General features: G+C 62.9%; 21 protein-coding genes. 12 read left to right on the top strand and 9 right to left on the bottom strand.

Features of this window, described 5'->3' with window-relative positions; all coding sequences use genetic code 11:
• From PZL22_RS12760 to PZL22_RS12745, 4 genes are all read right to left on the bottom strand, one after another.
• Window positions 1–789: an ABC transporter permease gene (locus PZL22_RS12760; protein WP_003529195.1), complete on the bottom strand. Its 789-nt coding sequence runs from the start codon at window positions 787–789 to the stop codon at window positions 1–3.
• Complete coding sequence (locus tag PZL22_RS12755) at window positions 786–1,667, bottom strand: ABC transporter permease (protein ID WP_003529194.1); 882 nt, start codon at window positions 1,665–1,667, stop codon at window positions 786–788. The genes PZL22_RS12760 and PZL22_RS12755 overlap by 4 nt, the downstream gene beginning before the upstream one ends.
• Window positions 1,668–1,744: 77 nt before the next feature.
• Window positions 1,745–2,848 (bottom strand): ABC transporter substrate-binding protein, encoded by a 1,104-nt coding sequence (locus tag PZL22_RS12750; protein WP_003529193.1) that lies wholly within the window; start codon window positions 2,846–2,848, stop codon window positions 1,745–1,747.
• A gap of 185 nt (window positions 2,849–3,033) precedes the next feature.
• Window positions 3,034–3,912 (bottom strand): MurR/RpiR family transcriptional regulator, encoded by an 879-nt coding sequence (locus PZL22_RS12745; protein ID WP_003529191.1) that lies wholly within the window; start codon window positions 3,910–3,912, stop codon window positions 3,034–3,036.
• Between the two features lie 170 nt (window positions 3,913–4,082).
• Here PZL22_RS12745 and PZL22_RS12740 point away from each other — a divergent pair, with 170 nt between their 5' ends.
• The 6 genes from PZL22_RS12740 (at window position 4,083) to PZL22_RS12715 (ending at window position 11,619) form a co-directional block, all read left to right on the top strand.
• Complete coding sequence (locus tag PZL22_RS12740) at window positions 4,083–4,856, top strand: N-formylglutamate amidohydrolase (protein ID WP_003529189.1); 774 nt, start codon at window positions 4,083–4,085, stop codon at window positions 4,854–4,856.
• A 108-nt stretch (window positions 4,857–4,964) separates the two neighbouring features.
• A complete protein-coding gene (locus tag PZL22_RS12735; protein ID WP_003529187.1) occupies window positions 4,965–6,512 on the top strand; it encodes an amino acid permease in 1,548 nt (515 codons plus the stop codon).
• A 92-nt stretch (window positions 6,513–6,604) separates the two neighbouring features.
• Window positions 6,605–7,969, top strand: coding sequence for a glutamine synthetase family protein (locus PZL22_RS12730; RefSeq protein WP_003529186.1), 1,365 nt, complete (start codon window positions 6,605–6,607; stop codon window positions 7,967–7,969).
• Between the two features lie 196 nt (window positions 7,970–8,165).
• Entirely contained in the window at window positions 8,166–9,551 is a 1,386-nt protein-coding gene (locus tag PZL22_RS12725; RefSeq protein ID WP_003529185.1) for an aldehyde dehydrogenase family protein, read from the top strand.
• A complete protein-coding gene (locus PZL22_RS12720; protein ID WP_003529184.1) occupies window positions 9,548–10,693 on the top strand; it encodes an iron-containing alcohol dehydrogenase in 1,146 nt (381 codons plus the stop codon). Before PZL22_RS12725 ends, PZL22_RS12720 begins: the two co-directional genes overlap by 4 nt.
• Before the next feature lie 209 nt (window positions 10,694–10,902).
• On the top strand, window positions 10,903–11,619 hold the full coding sequence (locus PZL22_RS12715; RefSeq protein WP_003529183.1) for an AAA family ATPase: 717 nt from the start codon (window positions 10,903–10,905) through the stop codon (window positions 11,617–11,619).
• 27 nt (window positions 11,620–11,646) lie between these two features.
• On the opposite strand, the gene PZL22_RS12710 is transcribed toward PZL22_RS12715, so the two are convergent.
• On the bottom strand, window positions 11,647–12,936 hold the full coding sequence (locus tag PZL22_RS12710; RefSeq protein ID WP_003529182.1) for an NAD(P)/FAD-dependent oxidoreductase: 1,290 nt from the start codon (window positions 12,934–12,936) through the stop codon (window positions 11,647–11,649).
• A 187-nt stretch (window positions 12,937–13,123) separates the two neighbouring features.
• Entirely contained in the window at window positions 13,124–14,530 is a 1,407-nt protein-coding gene (locus PZL22_RS12705) for a L,D-transpeptidase family protein (protein ID WP_013844647.1), read from the bottom strand.
• 167 nt (window positions 14,531–14,697) lie between these two features.
• Here PZL22_RS12705 and PZL22_RS12700 point away from each other — a divergent pair, with 167 nt between their 5' ends.
• Window positions 14,698–15,534 (top strand): DUF4432 family protein, encoded by an 837-nt coding sequence (locus tag PZL22_RS12700; protein WP_003529180.1) that lies wholly within the window; start codon window positions 14,698–14,700, stop codon window positions 15,532–15,534.
• 72 nt (window positions 15,535–15,606) lie between these two features.
• Complete coding sequence (locus PZL22_RS12695) at window positions 15,607–15,945, top strand: protein tyrosine phosphatase family protein (RefSeq protein WP_003529179.1); 339 nt, start codon at window positions 15,607–15,609, stop codon at window positions 15,943–15,945.
• 395 nt (window positions 15,946–16,340) lie between these two features.
• Here the strand turns inward: PZL22_RS12695 and PZL22_RS12690 are convergent, their stop codons facing one another.
• From PZL22_RS12690 to PZL22_RS12680, 3 genes are read right to left on the bottom strand one after another with little or no spacing between them, the layout of a single operon-like run.
• On the bottom strand, window positions 16,341–17,987 hold the full coding sequence (locus PZL22_RS12690) for a thiamine pyrophosphate-binding protein (protein WP_003529178.1): 1,647 nt from the start codon (window positions 17,985–17,987) through the stop codon (window positions 16,341–16,343).
• 34 nt (window positions 17,988–18,021) lie between these two features.
• Window positions 18,022–18,975 (bottom strand): DMT family transporter, encoded by a 954-nt coding sequence (locus PZL22_RS12685; RefSeq protein WP_003529177.1) that lies wholly within the window; start codon window positions 18,973–18,975, stop codon window positions 18,022–18,024.
• On the bottom strand, window positions 18,972–19,916 hold the full coding sequence (locus PZL22_RS12680) for an alpha/beta fold hydrolase (RefSeq protein ID WP_003529176.1): 945 nt from the start codon (window positions 19,914–19,916) through the stop codon (window positions 18,972–18,974). Before PZL22_RS12680 ends, PZL22_RS12685 begins: the two co-directional genes overlap by 4 nt.
• Before the next feature lie 191 nt (window positions 19,917–20,107).
• Between PZL22_RS12680 and PZL22_RS12675 the strand changes: the two genes are divergently transcribed.
• The 4 genes from PZL22_RS12675 (at window position 20,108) to metF (ending at window position 25,016) form a co-directional block, all read left to right on the top strand.
• The gene (locus tag PZL22_RS12675) at window positions 20,108–20,875 is read left to right on the top strand and encodes a ribonuclease T2 (protein ID WP_284718682.1); all 768 of its coding nucleotides are present in this window, start codon (window positions 20,108–20,110) and stop codon (window positions 20,873–20,875) included.
• A gap of 127 nt (window positions 20,876–21,002) precedes the next feature.
• Window positions 21,003–22,652: an energy-dependent translational throttle protein EttA gene (ettA, locus tag PZL22_RS12670; RefSeq protein WP_003529173.1), complete on the top strand. Its 1,650-nt coding sequence runs from the start codon at window positions 21,003–21,005 to the stop codon at window positions 22,650–22,652.
• A 397-nt stretch (window positions 22,653–23,049) separates the two neighbouring features.
• Window positions 23,050–24,072 (top strand): ArsR/SmtB family transcription factor, encoded by a 1,023-nt coding sequence (locus PZL22_RS12665; protein WP_003529172.1) that lies wholly within the window; start codon window positions 23,050–23,052, stop codon window positions 24,070–24,072.
• A gap of 2 nt (window positions 24,073–24,074) precedes the next feature.
• Window positions 24,075–25,016 carry a methylenetetrahydrofolate reductase [NAD(P)H] gene (gene metF / locus PZL22_RS12660; RefSeq protein WP_033048634.1) on the top strand — a complete coding sequence of 314 codons (942 nt, stop codon included), beginning with the start codon at window positions 24,075–24,077 and terminating at the stop codon, window positions 25,014–25,016.
• Window positions 25,017–25,190: the final 174 nt, after the last annotated feature.

The following is a 25,190-nucleotide window of genomic DNA, read 5'->3' as shown; positions in this document are numbered from 1 at the left end:
TCAAGCCTTGGCCGGAGCGGATTTCTGGAAGCGCGACACGAGCTGGATCAGTCCCATGCTGAGCCAGGTGATCGCGAATGCGATGACGGCGAGCGCCGAAGGCTCATAGGCCTTGTTGGCGCCGACGAGCTGCAGATAGGGGCCGAAGGCGGGGCGGTTGAGCAGCGCCGCCATAGTGAATTCGCCCATGACGATCGCGAAGGTGATGAAGGCCCCGGAAAGCACGCCGCTCATCACATTCGGGAAAATGCAGCGGAATAGGATGGTCGGCCACTTGGCGCCAAGGCTTTCCGCGGCCTCCGTCAGCGTCCTGACATCGATGGCCCGCATCGCCGTGTCGACGGCGCGGTACATATAGGGAAGAGACAGCGTCATGTAGGAGAACATCAGGAGCGCGTTGGTGCCTGAAGTGGAGCCGGTCAGCGGCAGGAACGATGAGGAATTATAGAGTCTGAGATAACCGAAGACGATGACGATCGCAGGAATGACGAGCGGCAGCAGGGTGATGAACTCGATGACGGGGCGGACCTGCGGCAGGCGCAGCCGCACCCAATAGGCGGTCGGCACCACCAGCAGCATGCCGAAGATGATCGTGAAAAACGCCATCAGCATCGAATAGCCGAAGGTCTCGCGAAACTGGAAGTCGGAGAAGACCGACCGGTAGGCGTCGAAGGAATAGGCATTGCGGCGCATGCGCAGCGAGAATTCCAGCGTGCCGAGCAGCGGAATGATGAAATAGCTCGCCCCGATGGCGATGGCGATCCAGGCGCCGAGACGTCTTGCCTTCATTTCTGCCACCGTTCGGCGCGCATCCGCAGCCAGATGTAGAGAATATTGGAGATGCCGGTGATGACGATCATGCCGAGCGCCAGCGCATAGCCAAGGTTCGGATTATGGAGCACGTCGCCGCGGATCTGCGCATAGAGCAGGATCGGCACGATATTGAGCGAACTGCCGGTCAGCGCGTAGGCGGTGGCGATCGCGCCGAAGGCGTTGGCGAAGAGCAGGAGCGTCGTGCCGAGCAGGCTCGGCCAGAGGATCGGCAACGCCACCATGCGCCAATATTGCCAGGTGGAGGCGCCGAGAATCTCGGAAGCTTCGCGCCATTCCTTCTTCATGCCGTCCAGCGCCGGCGTCAGGATCAGAACCATCAGCGGGATCTGGAAATACATGTAGGTGATGGTGAGGCCGAGGAAGCTCAGGAGGTTGAAGCCGGTCGAATAGAGGTTGAAGCCGAACCAGTCGCGCAGAAACACAGTGACGAGCCCGGTGCGGCCGAGGGTCGCGAGAAAGGCGAAGGCGAGCGGAACGCCCGCGAAGTTGGAAGCGACGCCGGAAAAGGTAAGGAGGCCGGAACGGATCCACTTCGGCATGCCGCCGAGCACGATGGCCCAGGCAAGAAAGAAGCCGATGAGGGCGCCGCCGAGCGAGGAGGCGACCGACACCCGGATCGAGATCCAGTAGGCGGAGAGGATCGACGGGGTGAAGAGGTCGGCGATGTTCTTGAAGGTGAATTCGCCCGCCGGCGTCAGAAAGGCGCCGGTGACGAGATAGAGCGTCGGGACGACCAGGAACATCAGCGCGAAAATCATGAAGGGTGCAATACCCAGCCAGTCGATAATCGCTCGTTTGCTGATCAGAGGTGCTGCTGCTGTTGTCGTGGTCATAAAGCTTTCGGCTGTCCCGGCATCGGAGGAAAATGACCTCCCCGCCACGTATGAGGCGGGGAGGCACGCAATGGCAGTTACTGCACGCTCGCGCCGACGACGCTATCCCACTTGGTGGTGATCGCTTCCTTGCCCTTGGCCTGCTCGTCGAGTGTCGGGAACACGGCCTTTTCGTAGGATTCGGCCGGCGGCAGCTTGTCGAGCATCTCCTTCGGAACCTTGCCGTTCTTGACGAGGTCGTTGAAGCGGATCGGGTGGCAATAGCCCTTCAGCCAGCCGAGCTGACCTTCGTCCGAATAGAGATACTCCATCCAGAGCTTGGCGGCGTTCGGATGCGGAGCGAAGGCGGAGATCGCCTGCACATAGACGCCGGCGACGACGCCGGAGGCCGGGACGACGACTTCGACCGGCGGGTTGCCGTTCAGGCTGTCGCGCCAGGAGAGGCCGTTATAGTCCCAGGCGATGATGATCGGCGTCGAGCCCTGCGCAAGCGAGGCGGACTTGCCGATGACCGGGACGAAGTTGCCGGCCTTGTTGACCTCGGCGAAGAACGCCAGGCCGGCTTCGCCGGCCTTGGCCGCATCCGTTTCACCGGCCGCAAGGCCGGCGGCGTAGACCGCCTGCACCGCCTGGTTGGATGCGCGCGGATCGCCGGCGAGTGCGACCGAGTTCGCATAGTCGGACTTCTTGAGGTCCGCCCAGTCCTTCGGCACGTCCTTGACGATATCGGTGTTCACCACGAAGGAGAGAACGCCGTAATAGTCGCCGTACCAATAGCCTTCCGGATCCTTGGCCGTGTCCGGGATCGTGTCCCAGGTCGACACTTTATAGGGTTGAATCAGGCCTTCGGCCTTGGCCGAGGGGCCGAAAGAGAGGCCGACGTCGATGACGTCGGGGGCCTGCGGGCCGGTGTTGCCCTTGTTGGCCTTGATCGCCTCGATCTCGTCGCCGGAGCCCGCATCCGGGTTCAGTTCGTTGACTTCGATGCCGTATTTGGCCTTGAAGCCGGCGATCACGTCGCCGTACCCGCACCAATTGTGCGGGAGCGCGATTGTCGTCAGCGTGCCTTCCTTCTTGGCGGCTGCGATGAGCTCTTCGCTCGGCTCGGCAACGGCTGCTGCCGTGGTTGCGAGCAGCATGGCGGTCGAAAGCGAGAGCAGGCGTTGAGTCCTTGAAATCACTGGCGTTCTCCTTATTGGGTTTTCAGTCAATTTCGCCGATGCAGTTAAAGATATGCGATGAAGCCTATGTGACAGGCTTTGTCCCGTCTGCGGCAGATATGTCGGCTTCGGATCAATCCGCCCCGGTTGCATTCGAAAGTCGCCTGAATGCTCTTCCATCAGGAATTCAAGCCGCCGGAGCCCTCCTAGACCGGCTTTCGGAAAATGCGGGTCGAATCGAAAAGGCCCTCCAGCGTCTTCATCCGGCCCCGGGTTTCATCCCAGTTCGAGCTCTGCACGGCCTCGACCAGCGCCTCCACGAGGAAGAGCAGCATGACCGAACTGTCCCAGGCCGAGGGAACCTCGATCCGGGCGCGGAAGACCTTGGACGAAGACTTGGCGACGGGAGAGCCCCACTGGTCGGTAAAAAGGATGATCTCGACGCCGCGGTTGCGGGCGAAGCGGGCGAGCGTTTCCATCTCCTGCTCGTAGCGGCGGATATCGAACAGGATCAGGACGTCTCCCGCCTTCATGTCGAGCACGTAGTGCGGCCACGAACTCGGATTGGCGGCGATCTGCGTCACCCCGGTGCGGATGACCTGGAGATGGGTGAAGAGATAGTCCGCAATCGAGCGGGTGATGCGCCCGCCGACGAGATAGACCTTGCGTTTCAGGTCGGCGACGAGTGCTGCGGCCGTGTCGAACTCCGCCGGCTCGATCTGCGACAGCGTCTGGCGCATATTGCCCATGATCGCATCGGCGAAGCGGTTAAGCGTATGGGTTCCCGGCGCGCTGGCCGCCCAGCGATCATGTTTCGCGATGGGATTGGAGATCGTCGCCTCGAGCTCCTGGTGGAGCCGCGCCTGGAAATCCGGGAAACCGCGAAAACCGAGTTTCTGGACCATGCGGGCGACCGTCGGCGTCGAAACGCCGGCGTTCTCGGCGACCGTGGTGATCGAACCGAGACCGGAGACCGGGTAGTTGTCGAGAAGTGTCTCCGCCAACTGCCTTTCGGCGCGCGTCAGCGCGGCGAAATGTGCGTTGATCACATCCGACACCGTCATGGAAGCCGTGTTGCCGTTCAATGTTCGCCCCTCGGCCGGTCTTTGCCAGCTTGTAAGAAATTAAACATCGCTGTCACAATCGGAGTCAATCGCAATTTTGAAAAGATCGTTTCAGTTTTCCATTGACACCTGCCGATTCGTGAAGAATTCTCTTCACAATCATCGTCTGACGAGGCATTGGGGAGCCGGTTTTGACGGGACTTTTGACTGAGGCAGAGGGCGACCCGGTCGCGATCGAGAATGCGCAAGCGAAGGGAGAATTCCTCTTCGTCTGCGAGCATGCCTCGAACCGCATGCCCGAGAGTTTGGGAACGCTCGGGCTCTCGAAAGAGGCGCTCGAGAGTCATGTCGCCTGGGATCCCGGCGCACTGGCGGTCTCCCGATTGCTCTGCGAGAAGCTCGACGGCACGCTGATCCACCAACGCTTTTCGCGGCTCGCCTATGACTGCAACAGGCCGCCGGAGTCCGACGCGGCGATGCCTGTTCTCAGCGAAGTCTATGACGTGCCCGGCAACAGGAGCATGTCGGCGGCAGAGCGGCGTTCGCGGGTGGAGGAGATCTATCTGCCGTTTCACGAGGCCGTCACGCGCGCGGTTGCAGACCGCAAGGCCGCGGGCAGGCGGCCGGTTCTCGTGACGATGCATAGTTTCACTCCGATCTATTTCGGCAAGCCGCGGACAGTCGAGTTAGGCATTCTGCACGATGCCGACGGCCGGCTCGCAGACGGCATGCTTGCCGCCGCAGCCATCGGCGAGGCGGGATACGACGTCCGCCGCAACGAGCCTTACGGGCCGGCCGACGGTGTGACGCACAGCCTGATCGAATACGGCATCCGCTTCAGCGTGCCGAACGTCATGATCGAGATCCGCAACGATCTCATCCGCGATAAAATCGGCCAAAGGGTCATGGCCGATTATCTGGCGGGGCTGCTCGCGAAGAGCGTAGCTGCCCTTCCGGCGCACTAGAAGACCCTGGGGGAGCGGCCAAAGCCGCGGTGCTGCTCCGGTTTCCGGAGCAGGGTGACATGATCTTCCGCAATGGCGCGGCGGGTCTTGGAGAAACAGGGGAAAAGGATGTCAGACTACACCGAAGTCGATAAGAAGCAGGATATGCAGATCCTGCATTCGATGGGCTATGCCCAGGAACTCGAACGGCGAATGAGCCAGTTCTCGAATTTCGCCGTCTCCTTCTCGATCATCTGCATTCTGTCGGGCGGCATCAACTCGCTGGCGCAGGCGACATCCGGGGCGGGAGGCGCCGCGATCGGCATCGGCTGGCCGCTCGGATGCTTCATCTCGTTCGTCTTCGCGGTCGCCATGGCGCAGATCAGCTCGGCCTATCCGACCGCCGGCGGCCTCTATCACTGGGGTTCGATCCTCGGCAACCGCTTTACCGGCTGGCTGACCGCATGGTTCAATTTGCTCGGTCTGGTCACCGTTCTCGGCGCCATCAATGTCGGCACCTATTATTTCTTCATGGGCTCGTTCGGAACGCCTTACTTCGGTCTCGAGGACACGACGATGACGCGCATCGTCTTCCTGGCGATCATCACCGGCGCGCAGGCGCTGGTAAACCATATGGGCATCGGACTGACGGCGAAACTCACCGACTTCTCGGGCTATCTGATCTTCGTTACCGCCATTCTCCTGGCGCTGGTCTGCCTTGCCGCTGCCGACACTTACGAGATCAGCCGCCTTTTCACCTTCTCCAATTATTCGGGCGAGACGGGCGGCAATGTGTGGCCGCAAACCTCGGGAACCTGGGTGTTCCTTCTCGGGCTGCTGCTGCCGATCTACACGATCACCGGCTATGACGCGTCGGCCCACACCTCGGAGGAAACGGTGAAGGCCGCACATTCCGTGCCGCGCGGCATGATCTCCTCGGTGCTCTGGGCGGCTCTTTTCGGCTACATCATGCTTTGCTCCTTCGTGTTGATGATTCCTGACATGGACGAGGCGGCCAAGCAGGGCTGGAACGTGTTCTTCTGGGCGATGGATGCGCAGGTCAATCCGATCATCAAGGACGTTCTCTACCTCGCCATTTTCGTCAGTCAGTGGCTGTGCGGGCTGGCGACGGTTACCTCGGTTTCCCGCATGATCTTCGCCTTCTCGCGGGACGGCGGCCTGCCGGCTTCCAAGGCTCTTTCAAAGGTGAGCCCGACCTATCGCACCCCTGTGGCGGCCATCTGGACGGGCTCCATTCTTGCGGTGCTCTTCGTCTGGGGATCGTCGCTCGTCTCCATCGGCGACACGCCGGTTTACACGATCGTCGTCTCCTGCACCGTCATCTTCCTCTTCTTCTCCTTCGCGATCCCGATCACCCTGGGTCTGTTCGCCTGGGGAACCTCGAAGTGGGACAAGATGGGGCCGTGGAATCTCGGTGAGGGCATGTTCAAGCTCTTCGCGATCCTTTCTATCGTCGCCATGGTGCTGATCTTCGTCCTCGGCATTCAGCCGCCGAACGATTGGGCGCTCTACATCACCGTCGGCTTCCTGATCGTGACGGGCATCATCTGGTTCGCCTTCGAAAACCGCCGTTTCCGCGGTCCGCCGATCGGCGACGAGGTTGCGCGCCGCCAGGCGGAGATTGCCGCTGCCGAAAAGGCGGTCGGCGAAGCCTGAACAATAACAAGAGAGTGGGGGTCGCGACCGCGATCCCCGCTTCGTTTCGCGGTTCAAGGGAACGGCCGCGCCGAACATGGGATGACACTTTCATGAGCTATTCGTTCGAGGAACTGAAAGAGGATGTTGCCGCCGGGCGCATCGACACGGTGCTCGCCTGCCAGGTGGACATGCAGGGCCGCCTGATGGGCAAGCGTTTTCATGCGGAATACTTCGTGGAAAGCGCGTGGAAGGAAACGCATAGCTGCAACTACCTGCTTGCGACGGACATGGAGATGGAGACCGTGCCCGGCTACAAGGCGACGAGCTGGGAGAAAGGTTACGGCGACTACACGATGAAGCCCGACCTTTCGACGCTCCGGCGCATTCCGTGGCTCGAAGGCACGGCGCTGGTTCTCTGCGACATGCTGGACCATGACACGCATGCGGAGGTGCCGCATTCGCCGCGCGCCATCCTGAAGAAGCAGGTGGCGCGCCTCGAAGCCATGGGCTTCAAGGCCTATATGGCGAGCGAGCTCGAATTCTTCCTCTTCGATCAGTCCTATGACGATGCGCGGCTCTCGGGATATCGCGACCTGCAGCTCGCCAGCGGTTACAACGAGGACTACCACATCTTCCAGACGACCAAGGAAGAGGATGTGATGCGGGCGATCCGCAACGGCCTTCAGGGAGCCGGGATCCCGGTCGAGAACTCCAAGGGCGAGGCGTCCGCCGGCCAGGAGGAGATCAATGTCCGTTACGCCGACGCCCTGACGATGGCCGACCGGCATGCGATCATCAAGAACGGCTGCAAGGAAATCGCCTGGCAGCGCGGCAAGGCGATCACCTTCCTCGCCAAGTGGAACTACTCGGCCGCCGGCTCCTCGTCGCACATCCACCAGTCGCTCTGGAGCAAGGACGGGGAAACGCCGCTGTTCTTCGACAAGAACGGGCAGTACGGCATGTCCGAGCTCATGCGCCACTATGTGGCCGGTCAGCTCGCCCATGCGAGCGAGGTCACCTATTTCCTGGCGCCCTATATCAACTCCTACAAGCGCTTCATGGCCGGTACCTTCGCTCCGACCAAGGCGATCTGGAGCAAGGACAACCGCACCGCCGGCTATCGCCTCTGCGGCGAGGGCAGCAAGGCAATCCGCATCGAATGCCGCGTCGGCGGCTCCGATCTCAATCCGTATCTTGCCTTTGCCGCCCTGATCGCGGCCGGCATTGCCGGCATCGAGAACAAGATGGAACTGGAGGCGCCGTTCGTGGGCGACGCCTATCAGGGCAAGGAGGTGCGCGAGATCCCGCATACGCTGAGAGAGGCGAGCGAGGCGCTCTCCGGCTCGAAGATGCTGCGCGCCGCTTTCGGCGAAGAGGTCGTAGACCATTATGTGCACGCCGCAGAATGGGAGCAGCAGGAATATGATCGGCGGGTGACCGACTGGGAGGTCGCGCGCGGGTTCGAAAGAGCGTAGGTTTTTGCGGCTTTACCCCTCCCCAACCCTTCCCACAAGGGGGAGGGGTTTAGTCTGCGGCGCCATCTTGCCCAACTCGAAGTTTCCGTAAATGGCGACGCTTCGAGTGGCGGAAAGGGTGCCTCGACTAGCCTCTCCCCCTTGTGGGGAGGGGTTGGGGGGGAATTCATTGTGAAATGAGAACAGGAAGACGGTCATGACGATGATCCGATGTGTTTCGCCGGTCGACGGCGAGGTTTATGCCGAGCGCCCGGCAATGCCGCTGGAGATGGCGAGGCAGGCCGTGGCACATGCGCGCCTCGCGCAGAAGGCCTGGGCCAGGCGCCCGCTCGATGAGCGTGTGAAGCTGGTGCTTGCCGGCGTCGCACGCCTCAACGAAATGGTCGACGAGGTGGTGCCGGAACTCGCCTGGCAGATGGGCCGGCCGGTGCGCTATGGCGGCGAATTCAAGGGATTCAACGAGCGCTCCAATTACGTAGCCTCGATCGCGGCCGACGCGCTGAAGCCGCTCGTCGTGGAGGAGAGCGACCGCTTCGAACGGCGCATCGCGCGCGAGCCGCATGGCGTCGTCTTCGTCATCGCTCCGTGGAACTATCCCTATATGACCGCGATCAACACGGTCGCGCCGGCGCTGATGGCCGGCAATACCGTGATCCTCAAGCACGCCAGCCAGACGATTCTCGTCGGCGAGCGCATGGTGCGCGCCTTCATAGAGGCGGGCGTTCCGGCGGACGTTTTCCAGAATCTGTTCCTGGATCACGACACGACGGCGGCGCTGATTGCCGCCAAGAGCTTCGACTTCATCAACTTCACCGGATCGGTCGAAGGCGGCCGGTCGATCGAGCGGGCGGCGGCCGGCACCTTCACCGGCCTGGGGCTCGAGCTCGGCGGCAAGGATCCTGGCTATGTGATGGAGGATGCCGACCTCGACGCGGCCGTCGACACGCTGATGGACGGCGCGACCTACAATTCCGGCCAGTGCTGCTGCGGCATCGAGCGCATCTATGTGCATGAATCCCTCTATGACGCCTTTGTCGAGAAATCGGTCGCCTGGGTTTCCAATTACAAGCTTGGCAATCCGCTCGATCCCGAGACGACGCTCGGTCCGATGGCCAACAAGCGCTTTGCTGCAACCGTGCGCAATCAGGTCGCCGATGCGATCTCCAAGGGTGCCAGGGCGCTGATCGACCCGAAGCTCTTCCCGCAGGACGATGGCGGTGCCTATCTCGCGCCGCAGGTCCTTGTCGATGTCGATCATTCTATGGAGTTCATGCGCGAGGAGACCTTCGGGCCGGCCGTGGGCATCATGAAGGTGAAGAGCGACGCCGAGGCGATCGAATTGATGAACGACAGCCGGTACGGTCTCACCACGTCGCTCTGGACGAAGGATGCGGAGCGCGCCGCACGGATCGGGCGTGACCTCGAAACCGGCACGGTTTTCATGAATCGCGCCGACTATCTCGATCCGGCGCTGTGCTGGACCGGCGTCAAGGAGACCGGCCGGGGCGGCTCGCTCTCGGTGCTGGGCTTCCACAACCTTACCCGCCCGAAATCCTATCACCTGAAGAAAGTGACCGCATGACCATCACCGCCAACTGGAGCTATCCGACCGCCGTCAAATTCGGCGCCGGCCGGATCAAGGAGCTTGCCGACCACTGCAAGGCGCTCGGCATCAAGAAGCCGCTGCTCGTAACGGATCGCGGACTTGCCCCGATGGCGATCACGCAGCAGGCGCTCGATATTCTGGAAGCGGGTGGCCTCGGACGGGCGATCTTCGCGGACGTCGATCCGAACCCCAACGACAGGAACCTCGAAGCCGGCGTGAAAGCGTTCCGTGACGGCGGCCATGACGGCGTCGTCGCCTTCGGCGGCGGCTCGGGCCTCGACCTCGGCAAGTGCGTCGCCTTCATGGCCGGCCAGACGCGGCCGGTCTGGGATTTCGAGGATATCGGCGACTGGTGGACCCGCGCGAGCGTCGAAGGTATCGCGCCGATCGTCGCCGTTCCGACGACCGCCGGTACCGGGTCCGAAGTGGGGCGCGCCAGCGTCATCACCAATTCGGCAAGTCACGTGAAAAAGGTGATCTTCCATCCGAAGTTTCTGCCTGGCGTCACGATCTGCGATCCGGAACTCACGGTCGGCATGCCCAAGGTGATCACCGCCGGCACGGGCATGGATGCCTTTGCCCATTGCCTCGAAGCCTATTCGTCCCCCTTCTATCACCCGATGTCGGCCGGGATCGCGCTCGAGGGCATGCGGCTCGTCAAGGAATACCTGCCGCGCGCCTATAAGGACGGAGCGGACCTCGAAGCCCGTGCCAATATGATGAGCGCGGCGGCGATGGGGGCGGTCGCGTTCCAGAAGGGCCTCGGCGCGATCCACTCGCTGTCGCATCCCGTCGGCGCGATCTACAACACCCATCACGGCATGACCAACGCCGTGGTGATGCCCCCGGTCCTGCGGTTCAACCGCTCCGCGATCGAGGAAAAGATCGGTCGCGCCGCCGCCTATCTCGGCATTGCGGGCGGCTTCGACGGTTTCTACGACTATGTGCTGCGGCTCCGGGAGGAACTCGGCGTACCGGACAAACTTTCCGCACTCGGGGTCGGCACGGACCGTATCGACGAGATGGCCGAGATGGCGATCGTCGATCCGACGGCCGGCGGCAATCCCGTCGAACTGACGCTCGATGCCGCGAAAAAGCTCTTCGCAGAATGCATTTGACGGGAGCCGTCGTTAATTTTTTCAAGCCCGGAAAACCCATGTTTTCCGGGCTTTTTCGTTGCCCTTCAATGGAAAATGCGTCCTCCGGTTAACTTTTGGGGGCCAAAAGTTTCCATTTCGTTAACCATGTTCTGCAAGGTTCTATTAAGAAAACCGCGCGTCGGGCAAAGCTGGGCGGACCGGAAACGAGCAAGGACGAGGTGAGAGAAATGGCGGTCATCACATTCGCCAATGCAAAGGGCGGTGCGGGAAAGACGACCGCGGCGCTGATCCTGTCGACGGAACTGGCGAGGCAGGGGAATCGCGTCGTGGTATTGGACGCCGATCCGCAGCGCTGGATCACGAGCTGGTCCGAAGTGTCCGGCCGTGTCGCCAATCTCGAGGTGATTTCGCACGTCACTCCGGCTTCGCTTCCCTGTCATATCCGCGAGCTCAAGGGTGAGGCCGATTTCATCGTCATCGATCTCGCCGGCGCCAAGGACGCGATCGTCGCGTTGGCGCTGGGGCTGTCCGATCATGTGCTGATACCGGTTCAGGGCTGCGCCATGGACGCGCGTGGCGCCGTACAGATTCTTGAACTTATCCGCCATATCGGCGAGAAGGCGAGGGTGCGCATCAACCACTCGGTCGTCTTGACGCGCGTCAATTCGCTGGTGACGACGCGGGCGCTGCAGACGATCAAGGCGCTGCTCGCCTCGCGCGGCGTTTCGGTCCTCGATACGCCGATCGTGGAGCGTGTTGCCTATCGCGAAATCTTCGAGTGCGGCGGCACCCTGCAGATGATGGACCCGAACCGGGTCAGCAATCTCGACAAGGCGCGCGAAAACGCATACGCGCTTGCCGCCGAGGTGCAAAACCTGCTCCCCGTGACCGCACGCCGCGCCCTGATGTCCCGCCTGCGCTCGGCTTTGCCGCGGGCGGCGTAGCGATCGCTCGCGAAGGGCGGTTGCCGTTCAGAACCGTTTGTCGATGAAGTGTTTCGCCTGGGCGCCGGCGTGGTAGAAGGCGGACTTCAGAGTCCGCCACGGATCCGGCGTGACCGGCGTCTCCGCAAGCGGTATCGCGGACGTATCGCCGGTGACGTGGCGGGCAAGCGCCCGCCCGAAGACGGTGCCCGGCGCGATCCCTCGGCCGTTATAACCGCTGATCGATACGACGTTGGGAGCGAGCACATGCATGGCTGGCAGATTGTTGGTCGTCATGCCGATGCGGCCGTCCCACCAGTGCTCGAACCGGAAGTCCCCGATATAAGGAAAGAGTTTGCGCACCGAGCGCGCGGCGAAGGCCCGGTGCGTGCCTGCGGCGATCGCATCCAGCCTGCCGATCGAGCCGAAAATCAGCCGGTTCTGCCGGTCCATGCGGAAGGAGGTCATCACCAGCCCCGTGTCCCAGGCTCCCTGGCGTTCGGTCAATATCCGCGCGGCCACGTTGTCGGGCAGTGGATTGGTCGCGAACTGGAAATAGGGAAGGATCGTGAGTTCCTGCCGGTACTCCTTCCATGGGACGTCGGTGACAAGGCTCCCATAGGCGTTGGTCGCAAGAATGACGTGACGGGCCGTTACCGTTCCCCGCGGGGTCTTCAAGTTCCAGAGATCGCCTTGGCGGCTGGCTGCAAGGAGGGGGGTATCGGTGAAGATTTCGGCGCCGGCGGCAAGCGCTGCACGGGCCAATCCTCGCGCATAGGCGAGCGGCTGTATCGTTCCGGCGCGGCGGTCGAGCAGTGCGCCGGTGAAGCCCTCGGCTCCTGAAAGCGCGTGCGCCTTTTCAGCCGAAAGCACCTCGACCGGAGCACCGCGCTTTTTCCATTGCGCCTCGCGCTCCCGGATTTCCTTGAGCCCTTCCGCGCCGACCGACATATGCAGCGTGCCGTTGCGAACGGCTTCGCATTCGATTCCATGTTTCGCAACGAGATCGTAGACGAATGACGGGCCGTCGCCGAGTTCGTCGAGAAGCCGGTTGCCCGCCGCTGCTCCGAGCGTTGCGATCAGGTCGTCCGGCTGCACCCACATGCCGGCATTGACGAGGCCGACATTGCGGCCCGAACCGCCGAAGCCGATCATCCGCGCTTCGATCACCGCAGTCCTGATGCCCGTCTCCGCCAGATGAAGTGCGGCCGAAAGGCCCGTGAAACCACCTCCGACGATCGCCACCTCGACCGTCAGGTCGCCTGCTAGCGGAGCGGTGCGCGGAGCGGCCGGTGCCGTCGCATGCCAGAGATTGGGGAGAGCACGCTCCGTTGCCATCGCGGACAGTTCCTTAAGGTCAGGGGTGTTTCGTCTGTGATAAAGGCAATGCGGCGGAGTTTTTCATGACAATGTTTCATGACGTCATGAGGCTGCTGCGACCGGCAGGGGGGTATGGCCTTCGAAGCAGCTCAAGCGCGTCGCGATCAACCGCATTGACGCGACACGCTTGGCTGATTGTCGTGCCTCAGTCGACGAATTCGACCGTGACGCCGGTGCTCACCATCTTGCCGAGTTCGGTCGCGTCCCAGTTGGTCAGGCGGACGCAGCCATGGCTCTGGGTCTTGCCGATCTTCGACGGCTCCGGTGTCCCGTGAATGCCGTAGGTCGGCTTCGACAGCGCGATCCAGACGGTGCCCACCGGGCCGTTCGGACCCGGTTGCAATTGCAGGATCCTGTCGTTCGCGCCCTGCTGGAAGTTGATCTTCGGGTTGTAGGTATAACCAGGATCGAAGGCGATACGCTCGACATGCACCGTACCGGAAGGCGACGGCGTGTCGGAGGAACCGATGGTGGACGGATAGGCGGCGATCAGTTTCCCCGCCTCGTCATAGGCGAGCACCTGCTTGCGGGCCTTGTCCGCGACGATGCGCGCCACCTTGCCCTTCTTGTTCGGGCCGGGATTGACGACCTTGATCGTAGTGCCGGGAATTGAAAAATCGACACCGGGATTGAGCTCGCGCAGATACGCCTCGTCCATGTGGAACTTCTCGCCGAGCATCTCCGTCACGGACGTGAAGGACAGATGCGGAAGCTGCGCCTTGTGGGCGTAATCTTCCGGGATGGAGGCGACAAAGGGGCCGGCCGCATCCGCGGCGGTGATCGTGTAGGTCGTAATCGGCAAGCCGCCGTTGAAGCGCAGCCGCTCCAAAATGTCTTCGGTATTGTTCGGATCGAGCGTTTCACCCGTTGCCTGCTGCCAGGCTTCGATGGCCTTGGTGACGTTCGAGCCCATCTTGCCGTCGATCACGCCGGGAGAAAAGCCCTCGCGGTCGAGGAAGACCTGCAGGGCAGCGATCTCAGCGCGCGACTTTCCCGTCACCGTCATGGCCGGCGGCATCGGCTGTGCCAGCGGGTCATCGTATTGCGGATCGTAGGCAGCCTCCTCGCGATCGGAGAGCGAGGGAAGGCTGTTGGGCAGATCCTCGCGCTCGACCGGAGCGGGCGCAATATCGCGATATTCGGGGATGGCGCCGGTAAACTCGCCGGGCTCGGAATAGCCGTAACCGCGATCGCGGGGCTCGGGATAGCCATCGCGCCCGTATTCGCGGCGCCGCTGTCCGCGACCATAGCCGTCATTCGGCACGACGGTGGCGACGATATTGCCCCACGGATCCACGAGCACCGTGCGTCCGCGGCGGTCGCGCATGGCATGAACCTCGGCCTCTCCGGGGATATAGTCGAGAATGTCGCCTTCGGGCGTGACGAGCATCACGTCGCCGCCGCCCCAATAGCCACCATAGGCATCCTGTGCGTTGGCGGGCGCAAGCTCCATGGCCATGAGGGCGAGTGCTGCGAAGAGCGAAAGGCCGGTGCGGGTTGCGGGCGTCACTAGGGAACCTGTCTTCATGGCGGTTGCTTTGCGGCGGTACATACCGATTTGGACGTTAATGTGAAAAAAGTGAATTCATCATGAACAGCCGGTTAAATTAGTTAGGCCAACATCCTGCCCATTGCAACGCTCGCCGAAATGGCCCGGTTCCGAGGCTTCGACTATCATGGATTCCCTGCCTGATTCCGGGCTCCTTCTTTGGAGGTGGAATGCGGACGACCTTGAACGCGGCCGATGGCGCGGCGAGCCACCTCCTGTTCGACCCGTCCTCGGCACTCGATGTCGCGGCCTTCGTCGTCGCCGGTGTCGATCTGTCGCCGGGCGCGGCGATCCCCTCGGACGGCGATCCGCGCATCGACCGCGCGCTCGCGGGTTTCCTGTTTACCTGCGGTCCCGAGCACATTCGTCATCCCGAGGCTCTGGAAGGCAGCGCCGGCGCATATTATCCCCTGCATGGCTCGCTCGCCGGAACGCCCGTCAGCCGAACCGAGATGTGCGGTGCGGGCGATCGTTGTACTGCCGTCACCGAAGTCGATCTCGCCTGCGGCGGCCGGGCGGCTATCGAGCGCCTCTGGCAAGTCGATGCGGCCGCGCACGCCGTGACGCTTGCGGACCGCGTCATCAACATCGGTTCGTCTGCCTTTGCGCCGATGATGATGTATCACATGAACATCGCCGGCCGGCTGCTCGGCGAGGAAACGCGGATCGAAAGTCCGTCGGTCGACGGCGGATCGCTTCCCTGGCGCTTCGGCGAGGGGGAAAGCGCGCATTTCTGCCGTCCGGCCGTTGCCTGTGACGGATGGTCGGAGGTGGCGCTGACCGCAATGCCGGGTCTTAAGGGGCGCGCACTGCGCGTGCGGTTCCGGACCGAAACGCTGCCGTTCCTGCAGATGTGGCGCTGTCAGCGCGGCGGCGCCAACGTCGTCAGCATCGAGCCGGCCTCGCATCGCCTGGCGAAGCGGCCGCAGCTTGCCGCAAACGGGGAGCTCGATCCTCTTCAACCCGGCCAATCGCGCGATTATAGCCTGGCTTTCACCGTCTCCTGATGACGCCTTCTCGATTGACGCCGCCCGGCGCTGGGCCTAAATCAGGGCAACGCTTTTCTTGAGGGACGCCACATGGACATTCGCCAGATCAACGATGAGTACTCGGTTTCGGGCCAGATCACCGTCGACGACCTCGACGAGATCAAGGCGCTCGGCTTCAAGTCCATCGTCTGTCATCGCCCGGATTTCGAGGCACCCGATCAGCCGACCTTCGACGCCATCGCCGCGCGTGCCCAGGAACTCGGGCTGGAGGTCACCCATATCCCGGTCGGCCCGATGGGCGTGACCGCGGACGCGGTCAAGAGCATGGTCGACGCTCTCGACGAATTCCAGCGCCCGATGCTCGGCTATTGCCGCTCCGGCGCCCGCTCCACCGCAGTCTATCAGCAGACACTGCACATTCGGGGCTGAGGCGCCGAAAACGGATGTGACGAGGGCTTCGCTCCGGGAATCATCTCACGGATTGCGATCTCTCTCTCATCCCTCGAGCACTGAGGAGGTTGGCAGGCCTACCGCGATGCTCGCGAAGACGGCCGAGATCACGCATGATCTCGAGATGCAGACACGTCGAACGCAGTGGTTTGATCGGGCCGCCTCTGCCCCTCATCCGCCTGCCGGCACCTTCTCCCCGTTTTACGGGGAGAAGGAACAAGCGGACACTGCTTCGTCCTCTTCTTCTAGAGGGCGGAGACGGGGCTGGGAGCTTGCCGCTTGTCCCTTCGCCCCGCTTGCGGGGAGAAGGTGCCGGCAGGCGGATGAGGGGCTTTCGAGAATTCCGCTGAGCGCCGCATTACGGCGGCCCCATCCTACCCGTTCCGGATCTCGCTCAGCGTCCGCGTCGGCGTGATCGCTTCCGGGTCGAGCTTGATCTCGATGATGGCAGGCTTGCCGCTCTCACGCGCCCGCAGGAAGGCGTCTGCGAATTCTTCCGTCCTCGCCACCGTTTCGCCGTGGCCGCCATAGGCGCGGGCGAGCGCTGCGAAGTCCGGGTTCGTCAGATCCGTGGCGCTGACACGGCCGGGATATTCGCGCTCCTGGTGCATGCGGATCGTACCGTAGATACCGTTGTTGACGACGAGCACGATGATCGGGAGTTCATAGCGGACGGCGGTCGCGAACTCCTGGCCATGCATCAGGAAACAGCCGTCGCCGGCAAAGCAGACCACCTCGCGATCGGGATGCAGATGCTTGGCCGCGACTGCGGCCGGCAGGCCGTAGCCCATCGAGCCGGAAGCGGGAGCAGCCTGCGTCCCGTAACGGCGGAAACGGTGGAAGCGATGGAGCCAGGTGGCGTAATTGCCTGCGCCGTTGGTGAAGATCGTCTCCGGCCCCGTATTCGCCTCCAGCCAGTTCACGATCGGTCCCATCTGGACGTCGCCCGGTCCCTTTTCCGGCGGCGTCGACCATTTGAGATAGGCCGCATGCATTTCTCCGGTGCGGGCGGACCAGTGGGGCTCGGCTGAAGGCGTCAGGCTCGAGAGCGCGGCGACGAAGTCGCGCGGGCTCGCGGCAATTGCGAGGTCCGGACGGTAGACCCGGCCGAGCTCGCCCGGATCCGGATGGACATGCACCAGGGTCTGCCTGGGGTAGGGGACGTCGATCAGCGTGTAGCCGGAGGAAGGCATCTCCGAGAACCGCCCGCCGACGAGGAGGACGAGGTCGGCTTCCCGGATCTCGCCTGCCAGCGACGGATTGATGCCGATGCCGACATCGCCCGCGTAGTTCGGATGCAGGTGGTCGAAAAGCATCTGGCGGCGGAAGGAGCAGCCGACCGGCAGCTGCCAGCGCTCGGCGAAGCTCTGGAACCCGGCCACGGACTCGGCGGACCAGCGGGTACCGCCGAGAATGGCGATCGGCCTTTTCGCGGTGGAGAGAAGCTCTGCAAGCTTGGCAATCTGGCTTGGGCCCGGGTGGCTTTCCACCGGCTGGTAAGCGCGGGCGGCCGGTGCCTCGGTGCTCTGTGTCAGCATGTCTTCCGGCAAGGTCAGGACCACAGGCCCGGGACGGCCGGACGTCGCGACGGCGAAGGCACGCGTCACGAATTCCGGGATGCGCGCCGGATCGTCGATTTCGCCGACCCATTTTGCGACTTCGGTGAAGGCCCGCCGATACTCGATCTCCTGAAAAGCCTCCCGCTCGCGGGCTTCGCGCTGCACCTGGCCGATGAAGAGGATCATCGGAACCGAATCCTGCCGGGCCACGTGGAGGCCGGCGGAGGCATTGGTCGCGCCGGGGCCGCGGGTGACCATGCAGATGCCGGGCTCGCCCGTCAGGCGGCCCCAGGCATCCGCCATCATTGCGGCCCCGCCCTCCTGCCGGCAGACGACGACCTCGATGTCGGCGTCGTAAAGCGCATCGAGCACCGCCAGATAGCTTTCTCCCGGAACGCAGGAGATGCGCTTCACCCCGTTTGCGGCAAGCGCCTCCACCACCAGTTGTCCGCCCGTTTTCATATGCACCTCCCAATGCGGTCCTGTTTTGCCGATGTCAGATCGCCGGCGACACCGGCGCGATACCAGCCGTTTTCTGCACCTGCCGCTCGCGCCAGATGATATAAAGTCCTGAGCCGATGATGATCGCGATGCCCAGCCATTTCAGCGCGTCCGGCAGATCGCCGAAGACGAGCCAGCCGAAAATCGTCGCCGAGACGATCTCGAGATATTGCAGCGGCGCGAGCACCGAGGCCGGCGCCGCCCGATAGGCATAGACGCCGAGCACGCCGGAGATCGTCGCGGTGACGCCGACCCAGAGCAGGTAGTACCAGGCGCGCCCGTCCGGCCAGACCGGATCGAAGACGCTCGATCCGCTGCCCTCGCCGAACCAGAGCAGCGCGAGACAGAAGAGGCCTCCCCAGATGCCGGCATGGAACTGCATCGACCAGGGGTCCTCGTTCTGCGCGACCATGCGCGTCACGAGCAGGAAAACGGCGAGGCCGAAGGCGGCGACGATCGGAAGAAGTGCGACCAGACCAACTTCCTGCATGCTCGGCTGGATCACGAGCAGCGAACCGAGGAAGCCGACAGCGCAGGCGGTATAACGGCGCCAGCCGATCGTCTCCTTCAGGAAGATGCTGCCTAGGATAGTGAGGATGATCGGTTCAACGAAGAAGATGGCGATGGCATCGGCCACCTCCATGACCTTCAGCGTGGTGATGAAGGAAAGCATGGTCACCACCAGAAGGCCGCCGCGCAGCGCATGCAGCGCACTCTTGCGCCATGTGAGATCGAAGAGCGTACCGCGCACAAGGACGATCGGCAGGATGAAGACGATCTGCAGCAGGAAGCGTGCCGCCGTGATCTCGGCCGAGGGAACCGTCGCGATGGCTAGTTTCGAGAAGATGTCGATCAGCGGCGACAGCAACACCGAAAAGACCATCAGCGTCAGGCCGTAGGAGATCCGGTTGTGGTCGATTGCCGCCTTGGAAAGGGAGAGCTCGCTCATTGACCGTGGCGCTTTCCCCGGACTGCCTTCAGGCACCAGGCGGCGAATTCCTCCGTCGCTTTTTCCCGGCCGATCTCGTTGAGCGTTTCGTGGCGCATGCCCTCGTGAATTGCGATCGTGACATTCGTCATGCCCCGCGCTTTCATGCGGTTGCCCAGCCAGCGAACGGCCTCTCCGTTGAGGGTGGAAGGATCGGCACTGCCGCCGACGAGGTGTACCGGAAGGCTCGACGGCAGCCGCGACAGCCGGTCGGGGCGGGCACCGGCGAAGGCGAAGGCGAAGACGTCGAGCCACAGCGATACGGTCGGGTCGAAACCGCAGTGCGGATCTTCGATATATCTGGCGACCTCGCTTTCATCGCGCGAGAGCCAGTCGAAATCGGTCTGCCGGTCGGCGATGGTGGTGCTCCAGGCGCCGAAGGTGAGTTTCGTCACGAGCGGACTTGGCACGTCCGAACCCTTCAGCATCTTCTCGATCGCCAGCAGCAACTGGCCGCCGCGCCCGGCAAGACCCGGCCGGAAATTGGAGTTCCACACAGCGAGCGCGTCGTAGAGGTCCGGATCGGTTTCGGCGGCGTTCAGCGCGATCAGTCCCCCCATCGAATGGCCGAACAGCACGACCGGCAGGCCTGGATGAGCGGCCGCTGCCATATCGCGGAGCGCGCGCAGGTCCGTGACGACCTTCGCCGCACCTTCACGCTGGGCGAACATGGCGGGAGGCGCATCGGGGGCACAGCTCGTGCCGTGGCCGCGGTGGTCATGGGCGTAAACGTGGAAACCTTGGGCGGCCATGGTTTCGGCAAAGCGGGTATAGCGGCCGGAATGCTCAGCAAGGCCGTGGCTGATGACGAGAATGCCTTGCGGTTCGCCCGCCGCGCCGACATGGCGCCAGCCGAGTGTCGCGCCGGTCGGGCTTTGATGCGTCCTCACCTGCCCGAACATGCCATGCGCTCTCCCCCACTTGCGGATGCCGTACGGATATCAAATCGATTTGGGTGGGAAAGGCAATCGCAGCTTGTTGCTCGTTGCGCATGAGATCACAACGAATCCGCGGATACCGATTCAGGGTTGCAATTTTCCCGTATATGGGGTTATTTGTTCCTGTTTTGTTTTCCTTTAGAGGGCTTGGGGCAATGAAGACAAGGGCGATGATGCATCTGATGAGGTTGGCGGCGCTGGCGCTGGGGTTGGCGAATGCGCCCCTCGCGGCGGCTCAGGAGAGTTCGGCGAGCGAGGGCGAAACCGGCGGGGGGAGGACGGAATATGTGCTCGCCGTCAGCTGGCAGCCGGGATTCTGCGAGACGCGGCCCGATCGCAAGGAATGCGTCGGCCAGACGGCGGAGCGTTTCGACGCGACGAATTTCTCGCTTCATGGCCTATGGCCACTCAAGAAGAGCTATTGCGGCGTGGAAGCGGATCTGAAAGCGCGCGACCGCAAGGGCGACTGGCTGGAACTGCCGGAAGTCGACATGGGGGACGAGACGGCCAAGCGCCTGCTCGTCGCCATGCCGGGGGTCAAGTCCGGCCTCGACCGTCACCAATGGCTGCGCAACGGTACCTGCCAGACGGCAAATGCCGACGACTACTTCGCGCTGCAGCTCCGGCTTCTGGACGAGCTCAACCGTTCGGCTGTGCGTGCGCTCTTTGCAGACGGGATCGGCAAGGAACTTGACGAAAAACAGATCAAGCAGGCCTTCGACCAGGGTTTCGGGGCGGGGGCCGGAGACCGGGTGCGCATGCGTTGCCAGTCGGTGAACGGCGGCGACGTGATCACCGGGCTGACGATAGGGCTCTCGGGCGACCTCTCGGGCAAAGCCGAACTGGCGGATTTGATCCAGGCGGCGGGGCCGACGGAATTCAAATGCGCGAAGGGGATCGCAGACGCTGCCGGGCGGGGCTGATCGGGGGCGCAATTCGCATGGAGGGAGCGGCGGGGCAGCGTTCGGGCAAGGGCCTTTGACGTTGCCCCGCCACCATAATTCGCCTACATAGCGGGCAAAATTCCCTTCCGATGCGGAGCATTCCTTTATGGCACGTCAATTCATCTATCACATGGCCGGGCTGAACAAGGCCTACGGCAACAAGAAGGTCCTCGAGAACATCCATCTCTCCTTCTATCCGGAGGCGAAGATCGGCATTCTCGGCCCGAACGGGGCCGGTAAGTCGACCGTGCTCCGGATCATGGCGGGCCTTGATACCGAATATACCGGCGAGGCCTGGGTCGCCGAAGGTGCGAGGGTCGGCTATCTCGCGCAGGAGCCGCAGCTCGATCCTCAGAAGAACGTGCTCGAGAACGTGATGGAAGGGGTGGCCGCCAAGAAGGCGATCCTCGATCGCTACAACGAGCTGATGATGAACTATTCCGACGAGACGGCGGACGAAGGCGCCAAGCTCCAGGACGTCATCGACAGCCAGAACCTCTGGGACCTCGACAGTCAGGTGGAAATGGCGATGGAGGCGTTGCGTTGCCCGCCGGGCGATGCGGAGGTCACCAATCTCTCCGGCGGCGAGAAGCGCCGCGTGGCGCTTTGCAAGCTTCTGCTGTCGCAGCCCGAACTGCTTCTGCTCGACGAACCGACCAACCACCTCGACGCGGAAACGATCGCCTGGCTCGAAAAGCACCTGCGCGAATATCCGGGCGCCGTGCTGATGGTCACGCACGATCGCTACTTCCTCGACAACGTCACCGGCTGGATTCTCGAGCTCGACCGCGGCCGGGGCATTCCCTATGAGGGCAACTACTCCGCCTATCTGCAGTCGAAGGCCAAGCGGATGGCGCAGGAAGGACGCGAGGAGGCCGCCCGCCAGAAGGCAATCAGCCGTGAGCAGGAATGGATCTCTTCAAGCCCCAAGGCCCGCCAGGCGAAGTCCAAGGCCCGTATTCGCGCCTATGACGAGCTGGTCGAGGCGGCTGCGGACCGGCGTCCGGGCGACGCACAGATCGTCATTCCCGTTGGCGAACGCCTTGGGCAGGTGGTCATCGAGGCGGAAAATATTTCCAAGGGCTATGACGACCAGCTGCTGATCGAAGGCTTGAGCTTCAAGCTGCCGCCGGGCGGCATCGTCGGCGTCATCGGCCCGAACGGCGCCGGCAAGACGACGCTCTTCCGCATGATCACCGGCCAGGAGCAGCCCGACGACGGCTCTATCCGGATCGGGGACAGCGTGCAGCTCGCCTATGTCGACCAGAGCCGCGATGCGCTCGACGCCAACAAGACGGTCTGGGAAGAAATCTCGGGCGGCAACGACATCATCAAGCTCGGCAAGCACGAGGTCAATTCGCGGGCCTATTGCTCGACCTTCAACTTCAAGGGCGGCGACCAGCAGCAGAAGGTCGGGACGCTTTCGGGCGGCCAGCGCAACCGCGTTCACCTTGCCAAGATGCTGAAGTCCGGCGGCAACGTCGTCCTGCTCGACGAACCGACGAACGACCTCGACACCGAGACCCTGGCGGCACTTGAGGATGCGCTCGAAAACTTCGCGGGATGCGCTGTTATCATCAGCCACGACCGCATGTTCCTCGACCGCCTTGCCACCCATATCCTCGCCTTCGAGGGCGACAGCCATGTCGAGTGGTTCGAAGGCAATTTCGAGGACTATGAAAAGGACAAGATCCGGCGTCTCGGCCCGGACTCGGTCAATCCGAAGCGGGTAACCTACAAGCGTCTGACGCGTTGACCGTCATACGCTTGCGGCGGTGCATCGCTGAAGCGTAGAGCGACATGCGTCCAGATGGATGCCAAGAACAAAAGTCCTTCACGGCGCGGCGCACCGTAGCTGGATGCCTGTGACAAGCACAGGCATGAGGGGAGTGTGTGGGCTGCCGTAATTGACCGGTATCGCTCGCGGGAACGGGGCGCTCCGATTCTTCCTCATCCCTGTGCTTGTCACAGTGATCCAGCAGCGCCGCGTCCGCGGCGCCAGAGAGTCGCGCCGAAACGCACGTTCATAAGTGCGACCGCAAGGTCGCCCGCTCTTATCCTCCAAGCGCCATTCTGTTGCCCTTATGCGCAAATCTCTTGCGCCGTCGCTGCAAATCACATAAACATATCTTTATGTGTTGATGGGGAAGGCTATGGCTGATCGGGAAACGCTTGGTTTGGATGCGCTGGTCGACGTCCTGAAAGCGGCGGGCGAGCCGACGCGCCTGCGCCTGCTGGCACTGCTCTCGGCCGGCGACCTGACGGTCACCGATCTTACCGAAATTCTCGGGCAGTCGCAGCCGCGCATTTCCCGTCATCTGAAACTGCTGGCCGAGGTCGCGCTCATCGATCGCTATCAGGAAGGCGCCTGGGCCTATTTCCGTCTGCGGCAGGAGGGCCGTCGCGTCGCGCTAATCCGCGAGCTTCTCGCATCGGCTGCGGCCGACGATGCGATTCTGGCCAGGGATGCGATCCGCCTTGCCACGTTGAAAAGAACCCGCGCGGAGAAGGCGCAGGCCTATTTCAGCCGCAACGCGGCCGAATGGGACAAACTCCGACGTCTGCACATCGCCGAAGGCGACGTCGAGGCGGCGCTCAAGGCGATGGTCGGCGACGAGCCGGTGGACAGCCTGCTCGACCTCGGCACAGGTACCGGACGTATCCTGCAGCTCTTCGAGGGCATCTACCGGCGCGGCATCGGCGTCGACGCCAGCCGCGACATGCTGGCGGTTGCGCGGTCCAACCTGGACAGGGCCGGCATCACCAAGGCGTCGATCCGCCACGGCGACATCTTCAACCTGCCGCTGGATGGTCAATCCTTCGATCTCGTCACGATCCACCAGGTGCTCCATTATCTCGAGGAGCCCGAGGCGGCGATTGCCGAGGCCGCGCGCATGCTCGTACCGGGCGGCCGGCTCGTGATCATCGATTTCGCGCCGCACGGGCTTGAACATCTGCGTGACGACCACGCCCATGCGCGCCTCGGCTTCTCGCACCAGACGATGAGCGAATGGCTGCAGAAGGCGGATCTTTCGCTCGAGAAGACGACCGATCTTGCGCCGGAAGGCGGGCAGGAGGGGAAGCTGACTGTCACCATCTGGCTGGCGCGCGACCAGCGCGCGGCCGAAACCGTTGCCGACTTGCCGCGCCAGCGTCTTCATGCAGGGGGAGTTTGAGAATGAACGGACGGACGCCTTACCCCGTGGACTGTGACGGGCTTAGATTTTCCTTCGAGTACTTCCCGCCGAAGAACGACGAGATGGAGACGCAGCTCTTTCAGACAGTCACGGCCCTCTCCGTTTTCGCGCCCGCCTTCGTCACCGTCACCTACGGTGCCGGCGGGTCGACCAAGGCACGCTCCCTGACGACGGTCAAGCGGATGATCGGGGAGATGGAGATCGCGAATACGGCGGCGCACCTCACTTGCGTCGGCGCGCCGAAGGCGGAGGTGGATGCGGTAATCGACGAGTTCCTGGCCTGCGGCGTGCGCCATTTCGTGGCATTGAGGGGTGATCCGCAAGGCGGTATCGGCAGCGTCTACGAGCCTTTTCCGGGCGGCTATGAGAATGCCGCCGCCCTCGTCAAGGCCCTGCGGGCGCGCGGCGATTTCGAGATCTCCGTCTCCGCCTATCCGGAAAAGCATCCGGAGAGCCCCGACGTCGCTGCCGACATAGACATGTTGAAGCGCAAGGTCGACAATGGCGCAACGCGCGCGCTTACGCAGTTCTTCTTCGACAATGACGACTTCGAGCGCTATCTCGAACGCGTAAGGCGTGCGGGCATCGCGATACCGATCGTACCCGGGATACTGCCGATCAATAATCTCACCCAGGTGCAGAAATTTGCCGGTCTTTGCGGCGCCAGAGTTCCGGAGTCGATCGTTTCGCGGCTGGGCCCTATTGACGATCAGCCGGAGGAGCGCTTCCGGGAGGCGGCCCATATCGCGGCCGAACAGGTCGCCGATCTCGTCCGGCGCGGCGTCAGCGATTTTCACCTCTACACGATGAACCGCCCGCAGCTGATCACCGCCGTTCGCGAACTGATGGGCTATGATCCGGAAATCGCGCCGGCTCAGCCGGCCGACACGGAGCGCTCAGTCCGGGCGGTCGCGAGGGCATGACGGCCGACCTCGGATAACGCAGCAGCAATAGCGAAAGCCCATGAGTGCCGCAGCATTCATGGGCTTTCTGATTGTTGCAGCCTGTCGAACTATTGCGCCTGAGCGGCCGTCAGACATGCCTCGCTGCAAAAATGGATTTTCCGGAAATTAAAGTCCCCGTTTCGGCTGGACTGT

The sequence above is a fragment of the Ensifer meliloti genome (assembly GCF_030064585.1).
Classification (GTDB): Bacteria; Pseudomonadota; Alphaproteobacteria; order Rhizobiales; family Rhizobiaceae; genus Sinorhizobium; species Sinorhizobium meliloti.
The sequence above is the reverse complement of the archived record's forward strand: the minus strand, read 5'-3'. Positions and strand labels throughout refer to the sequence as shown.

Excerpts from the sequence above, each read along its gene's own strand:
- PZL22_RS12760 (WP_003529195.1), bottom strand. The coding sequence starts at position 789 with ATGAAGGCAAGACGTCTCGGCGCCTGGATCGCCATCGCCATCGGGGCG.
- PZL22_RS12755 (WP_003529194.1), bottom strand. The coding sequence starts at position 1,667 with ATGACCACGACAACAGCAGCAGCACCTCTGATCAGCAAACGAGCGATT.
- PZL22_RS12735 (WP_003529187.1), top strand. The coding sequence starts at position 4,965 with ATGTCAGACTACACCGAAGTCGATAAGAAGCAGGATATGCAGATCCTG.
- PZL22_RS12730 (WP_003529186.1), top strand. The coding sequence starts at position 6,605 with ATGAGCTATTCGTTCGAGGAACTGAAAGAGGATGTTGCCGCCGGGCGC.
- PZL22_RS12725 (WP_003529185.1), top strand. The coding sequence starts at position 8,166 with ATGACGATGATCCGATGTGTTTCGCCGGTCGACGGCGAGGTTTATGCC.
- PZL22_RS12720 (WP_003529184.1), top strand. The coding sequence starts at position 9,548 with ATGACCATCACCGCCAACTGGAGCTATCCGACCGCCGTCAAATTCGGC.
- PZL22_RS12715 (WP_003529183.1), top strand. The coding sequence starts at position 10,903 with ATGGCGGTCATCACATTCGCCAATGCAAAGGGCGGTGCGGGAAAGACG.
- PZL22_RS12710 (WP_003529182.1), bottom strand. The coding sequence starts at position 12,936 with ATGGCAACGGAGCGTGCTCTCCCCAATCTCTGGCATGCGACGGCACCG.
- PZL22_RS12705 (WP_013844647.1), bottom strand. The coding sequence starts at position 14,530 with ATGTACCGCCGCAAAGCAACCGCCATGAAGACAGGTTCCCTAGTGACG.
- PZL22_RS12700 (WP_003529180.1), top strand. The coding sequence starts at position 14,698 with ATGCGGACGACCTTGAACGCGGCCGATGGCGCGGCGAGCCACCTCCTG.
- PZL22_RS12695 (WP_003529179.1), top strand. The coding sequence starts at position 15,607 with ATGGACATTCGCCAGATCAACGATGAGTACTCGGTTTCGGGCCAGATC.
- PZL22_RS12690 (WP_003529178.1), bottom strand. The coding sequence starts at position 17,987 with ATGAAAACGGGCGGACAACTGGTGGTGGAGGCGCTTGCCGCAAACGGG.
- PZL22_RS12685 (WP_003529177.1), bottom strand. The coding sequence starts at position 18,975 with ATGAGCGAGCTCTCCCTTTCCAAGGCGGCAATCGACCACAACCGGATC.
- PZL22_RS12680 (WP_003529176.1), bottom strand. The coding sequence starts at position 19,916 with ATGTTCGGGCAGGTGAGGACGCATCAAAGCCCGACCGGCGCGACACTC.
- PZL22_RS12675 (WP_284718682.1), top strand. The coding sequence starts at position 20,108 with ATGAAGACAAGGGCGATGATGCATCTGATGAGGTTGGCGGCGCTGGCG.
- ettA (WP_003529173.1), top strand. The coding sequence starts at position 21,003 with ATGGCACGTCAATTCATCTATCACATGGCCGGGCTGAACAAGGCCTAC.
- PZL22_RS12665 (WP_003529172.1), top strand. The coding sequence starts at position 23,050 with ATGGCTGATCGGGAAACGCTTGGTTTGGATGCGCTGGTCGACGTCCTG.
- metF (WP_033048634.1), top strand. The coding sequence starts at position 24,075 with ATGAACGGACGGACGCCTTACCCCGTGGACTGTGACGGGCTTAGATTT.